The 16,075-nt window shown below is 37.8% G+C and carries 12 protein-coding genes; 11 read left to right on the forward strand and 1 reads right to left on the reverse strand.

Annotated elements, in window-relative coordinates:
• Window positions 1-27 precede the first annotated feature (27 nt).
• The 10 genes from DWA31_RS16200 to DWA31_RS16245 all read left to right on the forward strand — a co-directional run bounded on the left by DWA31_RS16200 (window position 28) and on the right by DWA31_RS16245 (window position 14,058).
• Window positions 28-1,917, forward strand: coding sequence for an XrtA/PEP-CTERM system amidotransferase (locus DWA31_RS16200; RefSeq protein ID WP_114327606.1), 1,890 nt, complete (start codon window positions 28-30; stop codon window positions 1,915-1,917).
• A gap of 1 nt (window position 1,918) precedes the next feature.
• On the forward strand, window positions 1,919-3,841 hold the full coding sequence (gene asnB, locus DWA31_RS16205; RefSeq protein ID WP_114327607.1) for an asparagine synthase (glutamine-hydrolyzing): 1,923 nt from the start codon (window positions 1,919-1,921) through the stop codon (window positions 3,839-3,841).
• The gene (locus tag DWA31_RS16210) at window positions 3,841-5,037 is read left to right on the forward strand and encodes a TIGR03087 family PEP-CTERM/XrtA system glycosyltransferase (protein WP_114327608.1); all 1,197 of its coding nucleotides are present in this window, start codon (window positions 3,841-3,843) and stop codon (window positions 5,035-5,037) included. The genes asnB and DWA31_RS16210 overlap by 1 nt, the downstream gene beginning before the upstream one ends.
• 590 nt (window positions 5,038-5,627) lie before the next feature.
• Window positions 5,628-6,944, forward strand: a complete 1,317-nt coding sequence (locus DWA31_RS16215) for a nucleotide sugar dehydrogenase (RefSeq protein WP_114327609.1) — start codon at window positions 5,628-5,630, stop codon at window positions 6,942-6,944.
• Complete coding sequence (locus DWA31_RS16220; protein WP_114327610.1) at window positions 6,944-7,939, forward strand: hypothetical protein; 996 nt, start codon at window positions 6,944-6,946, stop codon at window positions 7,937-7,939. Before DWA31_RS16215 ends, DWA31_RS16220 begins: the two co-directional genes overlap by 1 nt.
• A complete protein-coding gene (locus tag DWA31_RS16225) occupies window positions 7,940-9,148 on the forward strand; it encodes a TIGR04063 family PEP-CTERM/XrtA system glycosyltransferase (RefSeq protein ID WP_114327611.1) in 1,209 nt (402 codons plus the stop codon). It abuts the gene before it with no gap.
• Window positions 9,145-10,206 (forward strand): glycosyltransferase family 4 protein, encoded by a 1,062-nt coding sequence (locus DWA31_RS16230; RefSeq protein ID WP_114327612.1) that lies wholly within the window; start codon window positions 9,145-9,147, stop codon window positions 10,204-10,206. Before DWA31_RS16225 ends, DWA31_RS16230 begins: the two co-directional genes overlap by 4 nt.
• Before the next feature lie 3 nt (window positions 10,207-10,209).
• Window positions 10,210-11,496: a putative O-glycosylation ligase, exosortase A system-associated gene (locus DWA31_RS16235; RefSeq protein ID WP_114327613.1), complete on the forward strand. Its 1,287-nt coding sequence runs from the start codon at window positions 10,210-10,212 to the stop codon at window positions 11,494-11,496.
• A gap of 71 nt (window positions 11,497-11,567) precedes the next feature.
• Window positions 11,568-12,839 carry a phenylacetate--CoA ligase family protein gene (locus DWA31_RS16240; protein ID WP_168427380.1) on the forward strand — a complete coding sequence of 424 codons (1,272 nt, stop codon included), beginning with the start codon at window positions 11,568-11,570 and terminating at the stop codon, window positions 12,837-12,839.
• A gap of 214 nt (window positions 12,840-13,053) precedes the next feature.
• Window positions 13,054-14,058, forward strand: coding sequence for a polysaccharide deacetylase family protein (locus DWA31_RS16245; protein ID WP_114327615.1), 1,005 nt, complete (start codon window positions 13,054-13,056; stop codon window positions 14,056-14,058).
• Here the strand turns inward: DWA31_RS16245 and DWA31_RS16250 are convergent.
• Window positions 14,042-14,686: a tetratricopeptide repeat protein gene (locus DWA31_RS16250; RefSeq protein ID WP_114327616.1), complete on the reverse strand. Its 645-nt coding sequence runs from the start codon at window positions 14,684-14,686 to the stop codon at window positions 14,042-14,044. The two genes, DWA31_RS16245 and DWA31_RS16250, sit on opposite strands and share 17 nt — an antisense overlap.
• Window positions 14,687-14,776: 90 nt before the next feature.
• Between DWA31_RS16250 and DWA31_RS16255 the strand changes: the two genes are divergently transcribed.
• On the forward strand, window positions 14,777-16,060 hold the full coding sequence (locus tag DWA31_RS16255; protein WP_245942657.1) for a glycosyltransferase family protein: 1,284 nt from the start codon (window positions 14,777-14,779) through the stop codon (window positions 16,058-16,060).
• Window positions 16,061-16,075 lie beyond the last annotated feature (15 nt).

The raw sequence follows: 16,075 nt of genomic DNA on the forward strand, positions 1-16,075 counted from the left end.
AACGAATTATAGGGTTGGGACAATTTTATGTGCGGTATAGCAGGTATATTTAGATTGGCAGATAACAATGATGTAAGCCAAGATCTTCTGCGAAATATGAATGATATTCAAAATCATCGAGGTCCTGATGATGATGGTTTTTATTTTACACCTGGCTTAGGTTTAGCTCACAGACGCTTATCTATTATAGATTTAAGTGGCGGACATCAACCTATGTTCAATGGCGATAATAGTGTTGCTGTTGTTTTTAATGGTGAAATTTATAATTATTCAGAACTAGCAGATGAGCTTATAGCCAAAGGTTATCTATTCAAAACTCGTAGTGATACTGAAACTATTCTTCATGCTTGGTCTGAGTGGGGTGAAGACTGTGTTAATAAATTTCGTGGCATGTTTGCATTTGCAATTTGGGATGCAAATAAAGAAAGTTTATTTGTCGTTCGTGACCGATTAGGTATTAAACCATTATTTTATTCACTTCTTCCTGACGGCTCTTTTATCTTTGGATCTGAATTAAAAGTATTAAAATCGCATCCTGAATGTCCTCGGGAGTTAAGTCATCAAGCGATCGAAGATTATTTTTCTTTAGGGTATATCCCTGAGCCAAAAACGATATTCAATGATGTTTATAAATTAGAGCCAGGGCATACTTTACTGATTAATAAGGGTAATAAAACTATTACACCGAAGCAATATTGGGACGTGCGCTTTGATCAAGAAACATTAACAGGAAATAATCAAGACACGCTTATTGAAAAAGTGAAAGAAGCTGTTGATGTTCGATTAGTTTCTGAAGTGCCTTTAGGTGCTTTTTTATCTGGGGGTGTCGATTCTAGTGGTGTTGTTGCCATGATGGCACAATTACAAGACGATCCAGTAAACACTTGTTCAATCGGTTTTGATGTTAAAAGTTTTAATGAAACTGAATACGCACAAGAAATAGCTGATAAATATCAAACCAATCATGTTTGCCAAGAAGTAAGCTCCGATGACTTTGATTTAATAGATAAATTAGCAGATTTGTATGATGAACCCTATGCAGATAGTTCAGCAATGCCAACCTATCGAGTCTGTGAGTTAGCACGAAAAAATGTAACAGTGGCATTATCGGGTGATGGTGGTGATGAATTGATGGCAGGTTACCGTCGTTATAAACGGCATGTTCAAGAAGAGAAAATGCGTTCCATGATTCCTCTCGCCATTCGAAAGCCTATTTTTGGTTTGTTAGGTAAAATATATCCAAAATTAGATTGGGCTCCTCGTTTTCTTCGTGCAAAAACTACATTTCAGTCAATGTCTTATGATTGGGTTGAAGCTTATTTAAATAGTATGTCAATTCTGCGAAAAGATGAACGTGCAAAGTTATTCAGTGACTCATTTAAAGATAAGCTATCGGGTTATAACTCCGTGGAAGTCTTCAGAAAACATGCGAAAAATGCACCTAAAAACAACCCATTATCACAAGTGCAATATATTGATATGAAAACGTATTTAGTAGGGGATATTCTCACTAAAGTTGATAGAGCAAGTATGGCTCATAGCCTCGAAGTTCGTGTCCCTTTACTTGACCACCATTTTGTTGAATGGGCAGCAAATATCAGTAATGAAGAACGAATCGATGGAAATGGTCAAGGCAAAGCAATTTTCAAAAAAGCATTAGAACCTTACTTACCCCATGATGTACTTTATAGGAAAAAAATGGGGTTTGGTGTACCGTTAGCTAAATGGTTTAGAGGCCCACTAAAAGAGAAAATTGAACAATCTATTATGTCTCCATTAATGAACGATTGTGGCATATTTAATCCAAAAACATTGAAATGGCTAGTAACTAGTCATATGTCAGGTCAGCGAGATAATAGTGCATCATTATGGACATTGTTGATGTTTGAGCGCTTTCTTGAGAAGGAGACACAATAAAATGTGTGGTATTCATGGTTTAGTTGCTCTTGATGATGATACACAATTTACTCAAGAACAATTGATTCAAATGGGAGATGCTACTATTCATCGTGGACCTGACGATAGTGGTGAATATGTCTCAGAGGGTATCGCAATCGGTATGAGGCGCTTGTCTATTATTGACTTAGCGGGTGGGCATCAACCTATTAGTAACGCGGATGACTCTATTTGGTTGGTATGTAATGGTGAAATATATAATTTTAAATCATTGCGTAAAGATCTTATCGATAAAGGGTCTGTTTTTAAAACGGGCTCTGATGTTGAAGTTATTATCCATCTATATCAAGAGTATGGAGATGAATGCCTTCAGCACCTTAATGGAATGTTTGCCTTTGCGTTATGGGATAAAAAGAAAAAAAGACTGTTAATTGCGAGAGACCGTTTAGGAATTAAGCCACTCTATTATTCTAAATTTAATAATACTCTTGCATTTTCTACTGAAGCAAAAGCAATATTAGCCCTTGATGATGTTAATCCAAGTATAAATAAAGCCGCTCTTTCTCAATATCTTGAGTTAGGGTATGTACCCGCACCTTTATCTTTATTTGACGGGATAAAGAAATTAGAAGTGGCAAATTATATCATTGTAGAAAATGGCGAATTATCACAACATAGCTATTGGCAACCTAAATTTACGCCTGTTCAACAAAGTGATGATAAATGGGCTACTGATATTTTTGAACAATTAGAAAAATCAGTTAAAGATCAAATGGTGAGTGATGTTCCAATTGGTGCATTCCTATCAGGTGGTATTGATTCTAGTGCTATTGTTGCCTTAATGGCAAAACATAGTGATAAACCCGTTAAAACATATGCAATCGGATTTGATACCGGTAAAGCGGGTGAATTTTATAATGAATTACCCTATGCGAAACAAGTATCAGAGTTGTTTGGTACCGACCATAAAGAAATAGTGGTTCGTCCAGATGTGGTCAGTTTACTACCTAAATTATTATGGCATATGGATGAACCAATAGCAGACAGCGCATTTATCACAACTTATTTAGTGTCAAAATTTGCTAGAGAAGACTCTACTGTTATTATTTCAGGTGTAGGAGGTGACGAGATATTTGCGGGTTATCGCCGTTATCAAGGTGAAAAATATGCAGCAATGTATCACAAAGTTCCTAAATTTATTCGAAAAAGTATTATTGCGCCATTAGCTAAGTTTCTTCCTGCCGATAGAGGAAATAAATGGTTAAACTATTCTCGATTAGCTAAATCATTTATTGAAAGTGCGGAGCTACCGTTTGCTAAACGTTACCACAGTTATATGGAAGTTTTTTCGTCAGACTTTAGAGAGCAGTTATTAATAGACAATAAAACTAATAATCATGATGTTAGATCCTTATTTTCAAAGACGACTACGAAACAAGCAGTATGGCAAATGTTTGATATTGATAGACAAAGTCAGTTACCAGATGATTTGTTGATGTTGACTGATAAAATGACTATGGCCACATCGTTAGAGTGCCGAGTACCATTTTTGGACCACGAACTTGTTGAACTAGCGGCTAAAATTCCCCAAGAAAGACTCATGGCCAACGGTGAGTTAAAGCATTTATTAAAACTGAGTTTAAAAGACACCTTACCGGATAGTATTTTATTCCGTAAAAAGAGAGGTTTCGGTGCACCAATGGGAGCTTGGTTAAAAGAAGAATTGTCAGGTTTAATGAACTATTTACTGAATAAAGTGACCGTTGAAAGTAGAGGGCTATTTAATTGGCCAGTGATTGAAAAAGCAATTAATGACCATAACACGAGTAAAGAAGATCATACGGATCACCTTTCGGCATTAATGAATTTAGAGATTTGGTGCCAATTATACCTTGATGGTCGATCAAGTGATGATATCACCCAGTCAATTAAGGACGCCATTTAATGAATATTCTTTATATTTGTCATCGTTTTCCTTTTCCTCCTAAAAGAGGAGGGAAGATTCGCCCGTTCAATATGATCCAACATTTTCATAATCAAGGTCATAAAGTATGGGTTAACTCATTAGTGAGAACAGTAGAAGAACAAAATGAGACAGTAGGTATTGAAGCGTTTTGTCATAAACATTTTATGGCAAAAGTAGATGATAAAATACAAACAGCCAAGATGATTTTTCGTCTTCCAACTCTTATTCCATCGAGTATGGGGTTTTTTCATTCCGCAGCATTAAAGCAGCATATTAATAAACTGCTAGCCACTGTTAAATTTGATTTGATTTTTGTGCATTGTTCTTCTGTTGCTCAATACGTAGAGGACGTTACTGATATTCCTAAAATATTGGATTATGGTGATATGGACTCTCAAAAATGGCTTAGTTATACCAGTTTTAAACCTTTCCCATTAAACTTAGGTTATTGGCTTGAAGGAACGAAAATGGAGCGTGAAGAAAAGCGCTTAGCAAAGAAGTTCACTATGGGAACAGCCACGACTAAAATGGAATGGCAAACCTTAGATGATTATCAAACGGGTGTTACAACAGATTGGTTTCCAAATGGGGTAAATGCAGAGTTTTTCAAACCTGATGGAGAGGGGTATAATTCTAAAGCGATTTCATTTATTGGACGAATGGATTATTACCCAAATCAAGAATGTATGTTCGATTTTTGTAAAAATGTTTTACCATTGATAAAAGCTGCCATACCCGATGTTGAATTGTTTATTGTTGGTGCCGAACCGACTGAAAAAGTAAAAACCCTCGCCGACATTGATGGCGTCACGGTGACGGGGTCAGTTGATGATGTTCGTCCTTATATATTAAGAACAGCCGCAATGGTTGCGCCACTTAATATCGCACGTGGTACGCAAAACAAAATATTGGAAGCGATGGCAATGGGAGTGCCCGTTGTAAGCAGTGAAATGGCTGCAGGTGGTATTGATGCTATTAGTGGTGAGCATTTTTTAACGGCTAAAAGCCCAAAAGAATATGCAGAATCATTGGTAAAGTTAATGCAAGATGTTAATGAAAGAGAGCGTTTAAGTAATTCAGGTCGTGAGCGAGTATTAACTAATCACAACTGGCAGAATTCTATGAAAAGACTCGAGTCGATAGTGGATAAATGTGTCGCTCGGTTTAGTAGATAAGTAGATAAGTGATAAGTAGATAAGAACATGCTTATGTAGATTAATCAGGAACAGTTTACTATTAACAAAGAATGTCATTCCAATGTGTTGAGTAGTTACCTTCATTCCAGTAGTGTATAAGGCTTTCGTCATTCCAGTAGTGTATTAGGCTGACGTCACAGGGATGTGATTTATCTGGAGAATGCAGGAGCATATTCTCCTGAATCCAAGAAAAAAGGCAATGGATCTTCGACACCGTCATTTCCGAAGTGTCTAGTCGGAAATTCATAGTGTTTAAAAACTGGATCCTCGATTAAAACACCACGAGGATGACGACGTAAATTTTTGGCGTATGCTTGCAATGTTACTAGTAGATGGTTGAAGCGAAGCCGTTGAGATGCTTCTAAGATGACGTTATTAATGCACACCTGAGTAAAGTACATAGGCAAGATAAATTGTAACTATTCACCATACCTAGTATTCACGTCATTCCAGTTATGTTTTAAGCTGGAATCTCAGTGCTTAAAAACCTAGACTCCCGATTTAAAGACCTCGGGAGTGACGATAGGTGAATAGATACGATAAATTAAACATAATATGGAAGTAAGTTGATGAATATAAGTATTTTCGGATTAGGGTATGTTGGTGCGGTGTCGATGGCGTGTTTAGCCAGAGATGGGCATAAAATTTATGGGGTTGATATTGACCCAATTAAATTAGCGTTAATTCGAAAAGGTAATTCACCTATTATAGAAGAGGGCATGCCTGAATTAATGAAAGCGGTGGTAACTGATGGATCATTGGAAGTTACTGATGATATCAATCTAGCGATAGACAACACGGACATATCGTTTATTTGTGTTGGTACCCCATCACAGCTTAATGGCAGCCAAGATCAAAGCGCGGTATTACGTTTAGCAGAACAGTTAGGTGCGGCTCTATCAACGAAAAATTCATTACATACCATTGTATTTCGTTCTACTTTGGTGCCAGGTACAGTCGAAGAAACCCTTATTCCATTACTAGAGAAACACTCTGGTAAAAAAGCGAATATTGATTTTGATGTATGTTTTCAGCCTGAATTCTTACGTGAAAGTACCTCAATTAAAGATTATGACAATCCTCCCTTTACTATTGTTGGTGCGGCAACAGAGCGCGCTCATCAAACGATGAATACCTTGTTTGGTCACTTGCCTGCTGAATATCACCGAGCAGATATTCGTACTGGAGAAACAGTAAAGTATTTTTGTAATATTTTTCATGCGCTAAAAATTACCTTTGCAAATGAAGTGGGCCGATTATGTAACGCAATGGAAATTGATGCTCATCAAGTTATGGCTCTTTTGTGTGAAGATAGGCAGCTAAATATATCAGCCGCTTATTTAAAGCCAGGCTTTGCATTTGGGGGATCTTGTTTACCAAAAGATCTCAGAGCGATGCAATATGTTGCTAAAATGAATGACATTGAAATTCCAATGTTAGCGAATGTTTTAAAGTCAAACGAAGAACATTTGCATCTTGCTGTTAAGAGAGTTTTAGCTACAGGAAAGCGTAAAGTAGGCATGATTGGATTAAGTTTTAAATCAGGTACTGATGATCTACGTGAAAGCCCCTTAGTTAACCTTGCTGAACTTTTAATTGGTAAGGGAATGGATTTATCTATTTATGATCCTGAAGTCAATTTGTCATTTTTGATTGGTGCCAATAAACGATATATAGAAGAATCAATCCCCCATGTTGGTGAGTTGATGAATGATGATGTAAATGCCGTTATTGAAAATAACGATGTCATTGTTGTGGGTATAGGAGATAAAAATTTGCTTGAAGCGGTAGTAACTCATGCCAAGCCAGGACAAATAGTGATTGATTTGGTAAACATGAGTAACAAAGACCAATTGAATTGTATTTATCAAGGTTTATGTTGGTAATGAAAAAGTCAATATTGGCATTGACGATAAACGTCATTGCCATAATTGTCATATTGCTGTGGATAGCTTTGCAGGCAAACTCTGCAAGTGAAATGACACGTTTACGTAATGCTTTATTATTTAGCGTTGGAACAATGGACGACTTTACGTGGACGCCAAGTCAGGTTCCAAATGATTATCGACAGGAGCATACGACAGTTCCAAATGGCATTGTGCAGTTCCAACTATCGACTGAGCAGGCCTCTTCGCAATGGAAAACAACCTTAAATACGGTTGATAAATTACGAAAAAACACCCTGTTTGGTCGAGCTATTCAATCGAGCACGGAGCAAGCCTTAGCACTTATTGTTAATGAAGGGCGAGGTTATTGCGCTGATTATACACAAGTGATTAACGCACTATCATACCAAAACAAAGTCTTTGCCAGAGAGTGGGGAATGTCATTCGACGGTTATGGTGGCTGGGGACACGCTTTTAGTGAATTTTACATTGAAGAATGGAATAAATGGGTTTTCGTTGATGTATACAATGGATTTTATGTACGAAAACAAGGGCAAACAGAACCTCTCTCTGTGCTAGAGTTTCGTCAACTACTTGAAAACTCGCCAAATGAGATAGTAGTCATTCGTACAAAAGGAAAGTTCGGCTTTAAGCATGACCAAGCACTTTTGGATTACTACTCTCGAGGTGTTGATCAGTTCTACTTATGGTGGGCAAATGATAGCTTAAGTTATGACGAGCATCTTGTTATTCAATGGGTAGCACAATTTGGTCGTCCAGTAGAACAACTTACCGCGATCATTATTGGGGCTCACCCAAAAATCAAAGCGTTACCTTTAGTCACGAATGAGTTAATGCGAACGAAGATTTATAGGTTGAAAATAAAGCTAATAAGTATAGTCGTTATATTAAGTTTACTTGGTTTATTTAGCGGTTATTTGCTTATTTTACTAATTAAACGTCGAAAAACATTAAAAAAGAGAGGGCAGGTTTAAGTGCGGATTCTACATGTTTTTGATCATTCAATTCCGCTGCATAGTGGCTATGTGTTTAGAAGTTTAGCTATTCTTAAAGAGCAACGTAAATTGGGCTACCACACTGAACATATCACTAGTATTAAGCACTATGCTGGAGAAAGTGCAGTGGAGTCTTTTGATGGTTTTAATTTTTATCGTACTCAGCCAACATGGCGGAGCAAATTTCCGGTATTAAATCAATTTGATGTGATTTATACCTTAGAAAAAGCAATAATTGAAAAAGCACGCAATTTAAATATTGATATCATTCACGCGCATTCACCTTCTCTAAATGCACTAGCTGCAAAACGTGCAGCCAACAAACTGAAGATACCTTTTGTTTATGAAATGAGAGCCTCATGGGAGGATGCAGCCGTAAGTCACGGCACCTGTAAAGAAGGTAGTTTACGCTATAAGCTAGGACAATGGTTAGAAAAAAAAGCACTACGAAGTGCAGATCAAGTCATAACCATTTGCCAAGGACTCGCAAATCAAATTGAGCAATGGGGAGTCGATGAGAATAATATTACAGTGATCCCCAATGCTGTTGATATAGAAAAATTTCCGTTAATCGATCACAAGAATTTTGACTTGATTGCTCAATATCAGTTGGCAGGCAAACTCGTACTTGGCTTTTTAGGCTCATTTTATCGTTATGAAGGTTTGCACTTACTTGTGGAAGCCCTTGTCGAGATAAGCAAGCAACATGATAATTGCGTATTGTTATTGGTAGGTGGTGGCGATGAAGATCAAAATTTGAAAGCTCAAGTTAAAGAATTGGGTCTTGAACAACGAGTGATTTTTACCGGGCGTGTGCCTCATCAAGATATTGCCGATTATTATAGACTCGTCGATATTTTTGTTTATCCACGCGAATCAATTCGTTTGACTGAATTAGTCACCCCCTTAAAACCATTGGAAGCAATGGCCCAACAAGGTTTAGTTGTAGCCTCGGATATCGGCGGACACCGCGAAATGTTGCAGCACAATAAAACAGGTATTCTTTTTACGCCTGATTCATCATCTGAGCTTGCTAATTCGATATGCTCTCTCATAGCAGACAAAACTCACTGGCCTGCAATAAAAGCGGCTGGAAGGGCCTACGTTGAGGAAGAGCGTTGTTGGGAAAACAGTGTTAAAGCAATTCAACCTGTGTATGAAAAATTGATAGCAGGAAAAGTACGATGAATATCGCGCTGATAGGGCCTATACCTCCACCTAATGGAGGTATGGCAATGCAAACTCTCCAGTTATATAAGTTGTTGTTATCACATGGACATCAGGTTGACATGATCGCGGTGAATGCACCCTATAAACCAACTTGGATAGGTAGGATTCCTTTATTAAGAGCATTTTTTCGGATAATCCCCTATTTTTACGCCTTGTATGTCGGCATAAAAGGTAAAGATGTTGTACATCTTATGGCAAATTCTGGATGGGCTTTTCATTTATTTGTGCGCCCAGCTATTTGGATGGCAAACTGGTGTAAAGTTCCAGTTTTTATCAATTATAGAGGCGGAAAAGCGAGAGATTTTTTTTCTTCTGCGTGGCCTTATATTAAAAAGGATATTAATAGTGCCGAAAAGATACTTGTGCCAAGTGGGTTTTTGAAAGACGTTTTTGCAGAATTTGGGGTACAAGCAACCATAGTTCCAAATATAATCAACATGGACCTTTTTACTTTTAAGGCTCCAGCTTTATCATCAGAAAATTTACATATTATTGTGACTCGAAATTTAGAGGAAATATACGATAATGCAACCGCAATTCGAGCATTTGCACTGGTCCAAAAACAGTTTCCTAAAGCTAAACTTACCATTGCTGGCTCTGGTCCATTAGCAAGCCAATTGGTCAAACTTGTCGATGAACTTGAACTAATAGACAGCGTAACCTTTTCAGGCAGACTGGATCGTGAGCAGATGGCACATTTATATCAATCTGCCGATATCATGATTAATCCAAGCACCATAGATAACATGCCCAATTCGATACTAGAGGCGCTGGCGTGTGGAGTGTTAGTTGTGACGACAAATGTAGGAGGAATACCCTACATGGTTGACCATCAAAAGGAGGCGATATTAGTGGAACCCGGTAAAGCAGAGCCAATGTACCGAGCCATCAATTCACTTTTAAAGTCGAACGAATTAGCAGAAAATATTGCACAAGCCGGATATGAAAAAGTACAGGCGTACCAGCCTCATCAAGTAGTTCCTTTATTAGAAAAACTTTATCGTAAGGTAAGATAAAACATGCGTGACCTAATACTCTTTATTGTGATATTCGGTAGTATACCTTTCATACTAAAGCGACCGTTTATTGGTGTACTGATGTGGTGTTGGATCAGCTATATGGTTCCTCATCGCTTAGCTTGGGGCTTTATTACGCACTTCCCCGTTGCTCAATTGATAGGGCTTTCTCTTTTGGTTGGATATTTATTCAGTAAAGAGCCTAAATCGTTTAAGGCAAGTCCTCCATTAACGTGGTTAATTATTTTCATTGCATGGATGCTCATCACATTCTTAGCAAATAGCATGCATAGTGGCAATGTGTCTTCTTTAATTAAAGTGATGAAAATTCTAGTATTAACTTTTGTTATCCTGATGATGTTAACGTCAAAAAAACGTATTGAACTTACGTTGTGGGTAGTAGCCTTAAGTATTGGGTTCTATGGTCTTAAGGGTGGGGTTTTTACTATTTTAACTGGTGGTTCTAGTCATGTATGGGGACCACCAGGAGGATTCTTTGGTGGTAATAATGAACTTGGTCTGGCTTTGTTGATGGATATACCATTACTTGTCTATTTAATGCGGAGTACTGACAATAAATGGTTGAAGTATTTATGCCTTGCCGTCATCGGTGGTAGTGCAGTTGCCGTTTTGGGTACACAATCAAGAGGCGCAGCGGTCGCTGGTATTGCCTGTTGTGCTTTTTTATGGCTTAAAAGCGATAAAAAAATGTTACTGGCTGGTTTGTTAATTTTAGCTATTCCATTGGCATTAAGCGTAATGCCGGATAAATGGTTTGACCGCATGAGTACCATTGTAGTGTCAAATGAAGAAGAATATGATGGCTCGGTTCAAGGGCGGTTTAATGCCTGGCGTATGGCAAGTAACTTGGCGGCGCATAATGTTTTTGGTGGTGGTTTTAATGTAACGACAGGTGCAAACTTTTATTTGTATGCACCGAATCCAAGAGATGTGCATGCGGCCCATAGTATTTATTTTCAGATCTTAGGTCAACATGGTTATATAGGACTGATTATTTTCTTAAGTATGTGGTTCTCTGCATGGCGGTTAGCAAGTAAAACGATAAAATTAGTTCGACATAAATCTGATTTAGCTTGGGCAGGAATGCTATCGAAAATGTTACAGGTTAGCCTTATTGCGTATGCTACAGGAGCTACTTTTTTAAGTTTGGCCTATTTTGATTTACCATACCATATCCTCATTACTGTTGTGGCGGTCAATAATATTGTTAAGAAAAAGTTAGCGGAAGAAACAGCTCCAATGACGAAAATTAACGTGGTGTCAGTATAATGTATTTATACACTAAATTTGTCAGTCAGATCCTTTTCCCATTGCAAGAAAAACTCAAGGGTCATGTGACGATGGATATTAAACGCCGTCTTGGAGAGTCTCAATGGCTTTCTCATGACAGAATTAAAGAAATTCAACAGGAGAAATTGACGCGTTTTTTATTTGATATCTACGAAAGCAACCAGTTCTATCGCCATATTTTTGAAAATTTTGACATTGAACCTGTAGATTTCAAAAATGCTGATGTGCTATCGAAAATACCACTACTTGATAAAAAAGTCATACGTGAACATTCCAAAGATTTTCTATCAGATAATAGCAACAATGCTAAGTTTTTGAGTACGTCTGGCTCAAGCGGTCAGCCACTTAAATTTGCCGTTGGTAATGAACGTGTTAGCCATGATGTTGCAGCTAAATGGCGCGCAACGAATTGGTGGGGGGTGGAATTAGGTGAAAAAGAAGCGGTTATTTGGGGATCAAACATTGAACTTTCTGGTCAAGGTTTGGTTAAAAATATTAGAGATTTGCTATTTCGAACAAAGTTGTTCCCGGCACAAAAATTAGATAAAGCAGGCATAGCATCACTCTTTAATGGCTTACAGCAATATCAACCGAGTATGATGTATGGATACCCGTCGATACTCACCTTAATTGCAGAACACGCCAAAACACATCAATTGGTATTTAAACCAGGTGCGCTGAAAGTTATTTTTTGCACTGCAGAAAAGCTCTATGAACACCAGCGCGCAATAATCGAAGAAGTATTTCAAGCACCTGTAGCGAATGGCTATGGTAGCCGAGATGCGGGTTTTATTGCACACGAATGCCCCTTTGGTAACTTGCATATTAGTGAGGAAGATATCATTGTTGAAGTGCTTGATGATCATGGCCAACCATGTTCTGATGGTATGATAGGGAATCTGGTTGTGACAAATTTAACCACACGAGATTTCCCTATGTTACGTTACCAAACAGGAGACTTAGCGGCGACCAAGTCTGGAAAATGTCAATGTGGTCGAAACTTAAAAATGTTGGCCGAAGTAGTCGGGCGCTCTAATGATGTGTTAACTGCAAGCAATGGAGCTTCAGTTCACGGTGCCTATATCGGTAATATTATTCGAGAAGACGAAGCCATTTGCCATTTTCAGCTAATTCAAGAACAACCTTTAGCGTTTACGCTCAACATAGTCTGCTATCCCAATACAACGATATTGGAGCCAGTCTTGATTGACAAACTGACAACCGTTTTAGGTCAAGATATATCGATACATATAGAGGTAATGTCAGAAATCCCCAGCGAACAAACGGGAAAGTACAAATATATAATCAACAAGTGTCAATAATAAAACGTGCCTATGTACATGGCTCAGGATGTCATCCCCGTGGTGTGTTAATCGGGGATCCAGTTTCTAAAAAGTGATGGATCTTCGATCAAAGACTTCGAAGATACGCTACATGGATGGTGTTATTAGACAATGCAGGAGCATATTGTCCTGACGTTTACAGAAAGCTCCTGAGTTAACTACATAGGCATGTAATAAAATTAAAGGACTAAATTTGTCTCAAAAACCTACAAAAATTACGATTACCATTGATACAGAATTCAGTATTGCGGGTCATTTTGACAATCCTGAAAAATATAAACCCCTTTCTACGCCGGTAGTGACTTGTCCTGTTGACGGACAAGAGCAAGGATTAGGGTTTATGCTAGCGCTATTTGCTAAATTTGACATCAAAGCGAGCTTTTTTGTTGAATGTGCAAATTACTTTTATTTTGGCGACCAACCTATGCAATCTTTAGTACAGCGTATTGTAGATGCTGGGCAAGATATACAATTGCATGTGCATCCTGTTTGGTTGTCATTTATACAAGATAGCAAGTTAGGCAGCTTTCCTCGTAACGATGATTGTGCACAACGTAGTTTTGATGATTTATTCAAAGCTTTTAAATTGTGCGTGGAAGTATTTGAACGTTGGGTAGGCCACAAACCCCTAGCACTAAGAACGGGAAGTCTGTGGGCAGACAAAAATGTATATCAAGTTATGAATGCGCTTGGTATTCCTATGGCGAGTAATATTGGACTAGGTGTCTTTAAGCCGAAGGAAGATGAACTTCAGCTTGTCTCAGGGCGCCGCAAAGTGGCAAATGTGATGGAAGTGCCCATTCTTACCTATCAAGATGTAAATATCTTAGGTAAAAAACATCAAAAATCGATACAAATAACCAGTTGTTCTTGGCCAGAAATGAAACATATTCTATGGAAATGCAGAAAGCTAGGCATTGATAACGTGGTTATTCTCACCCATCCTTTTGAATACATCAAAAAAGCGGATTTTCAATATCACAAAGTAACAAAAAATCGTGTAAATCAACAGCGATTGACTAAGTTATGTGCTTTTATTACTGAGCATGACCAAGATTTTACCAGTGCAACATTTACTAGTGAACAAAAAGAATGGCAGTCTGTAGAGCATGAACAAATCAAATTTGCTATTCCAAATAGATTTGCAATTGGCAGAAAACTGCATAATAAACTAAATGATACTATTTGGCGCTACTAGCGAGCTTTTCTAATTTGTTTTTTAAACCGGGTAGAGGGAATCCTTGCTCGTAAGCGATATCAGCATAATGTTTAGCTTGTGTGTATTCTTTCATATCAATATAAAGCAAACCTAAATTATAATTTATTTCAGGATTATGTGGTGCTAACTGCAGCGCATTTAAGTATTGTTTTTCTGCTCCAGTATATTTAAGGGATTTGTGTAAGTGGATACCATATAGGGCAAGTACAGTTGCATCCTTAGAACTGAATGTTTTGGCGCGTTCAAAGTAACACCTTGCAGTATAATGCTTGTTATTATTGCGTAAAGTACTATTAGCGTCTCTTTTTCTGAGCAGTTTACTCATGCTATATAAAGCGGGGTGGTGGTTTGGAAACTTGGACAACACATAGATTAAGTCGGGCAGAGGGTCTGCACCACTTTTACCATGAACAAGGTTCTTTACATTGCGGTTAAAGTGAGCCTTTTCTACAACACCTAGCTTTTGCTTACCTTTAGTTGTTGTATAATCAAAAGGACCATACCCAACGTTATCAAAAACGTTTTGAAGATCACAAGTTTGATTATTTCTAGCTATGCTTGAAAACGAAATCAAGCTCAATAATGCAATGTAAATTCCTAATTTCATGAAAACTACCTTTAAAAATACTATATACAAAACTCTAGTCAGTTTATTATACTTTCTTATCAACGTATACCGCTTTAACAGAAGGTCACTGTGGACAAACAAAAGAACAGATCAATATTATATATTGCCTTTCATTATCCTCCAATCGTCGGTAGTACCGGTGTTCATAGATCGCTAGCATTCACTCGTTATTTGTCAACTCAGCATTGGCAAGTAAATGTCCTTACGGCTTCTGTTAAAGCATATAACAAATGGTCTGCGGATCAATATGCGTTTATTCCAAAAGAGATAGGTGTCATTCGAGCCTATGCGAGGGACGTGGCGAAAAGTTATGCTATTGGTGGGAAATATTTTTCTTTCATGGCCCAGCCCGACAGTTGGCAAAGTTGGATCCCAGCAGGTATTGTTCGGGGTTATTTTTCTATAAAAAAACATAATACCTCAACGATTATTTCTACTTACCCTATAGCGTCTGCCCATATCATCGCTTACGTATTGAAAAAACTGACTAACGCCGATTGGATTGCAGACTTTCGTGATCCAATGGCGCAAGAAAATTACCCAAGCTCACCAACGAAGAAAAAAATATTTCTTTGGCTAGAAAGTAAAATTATCAAGCACTGTCGTTATGCTTTAGTCACTACTGCAGGGGCAAAAGCCTATTATTTGAGTAAATATCCACAAACTCATCAAGATTTCTGGCAAGTGATCCCTAATGGTTATGATGAGCAAATTTTTGCAGAAGTTGAAGGCAATAAATCTGAAAACAATAAATCATCTATTTCAGATAAAAAAAACAAGAATGAAAATCATTTGACGCTATTACACAGTGGTGTTGTTTACCCGAGTGAAAGAGATCCTAGTCAATTATTTCTCGCTCTTGCTGATTTAAAACAGTCTGGAGACATTTCTAGTGACTCTTTTTCTCTGAGATTAAGAGCTACAGGCCATGACCACCTATATCAGCCTCGATTAGCTGAATTGGGGATTGATGATATTGTTGACTTAGCACCACCAATTCCTTACAAACAAGCATTGGAAGAAATGTTAAATGCAGATGCATTATTGTTGCTGCAAGCGAGTAATTGCAACTATCAAATTCCAGCGAAAGCCTACGAGTACATAAGAAGTGCTAGACCGGTTTTAGCGCTAACGGATCCAAAAGGTGATACGGCTAAGTTATTGTTAGAAGCAAAAACAGGTTTAATTGCGCCACTTGATGATAAAATGTTAATTAAAAAGAGCATTATGCAGCTTGTTGACCAAGTTCAAAGTGGTACCATTGAGCCCGCTTCTCCAGAAATCATTCGTCAATACTCACGAGACTATCAAGCAATTAAGCTAGAGAGTTTATTGGAAATGCATCATAGCTAAGACAACCAAAAATTA

Source organism: Candidatus Colwellia aromaticivorans (assembly GCF_003333305.1).
Classification (GTDB): domain Bacteria; phylum Pseudomonadota; class Gammaproteobacteria; order Enterobacterales; family Alteromonadaceae; genus Colwellia; species Colwellia aromaticivorans.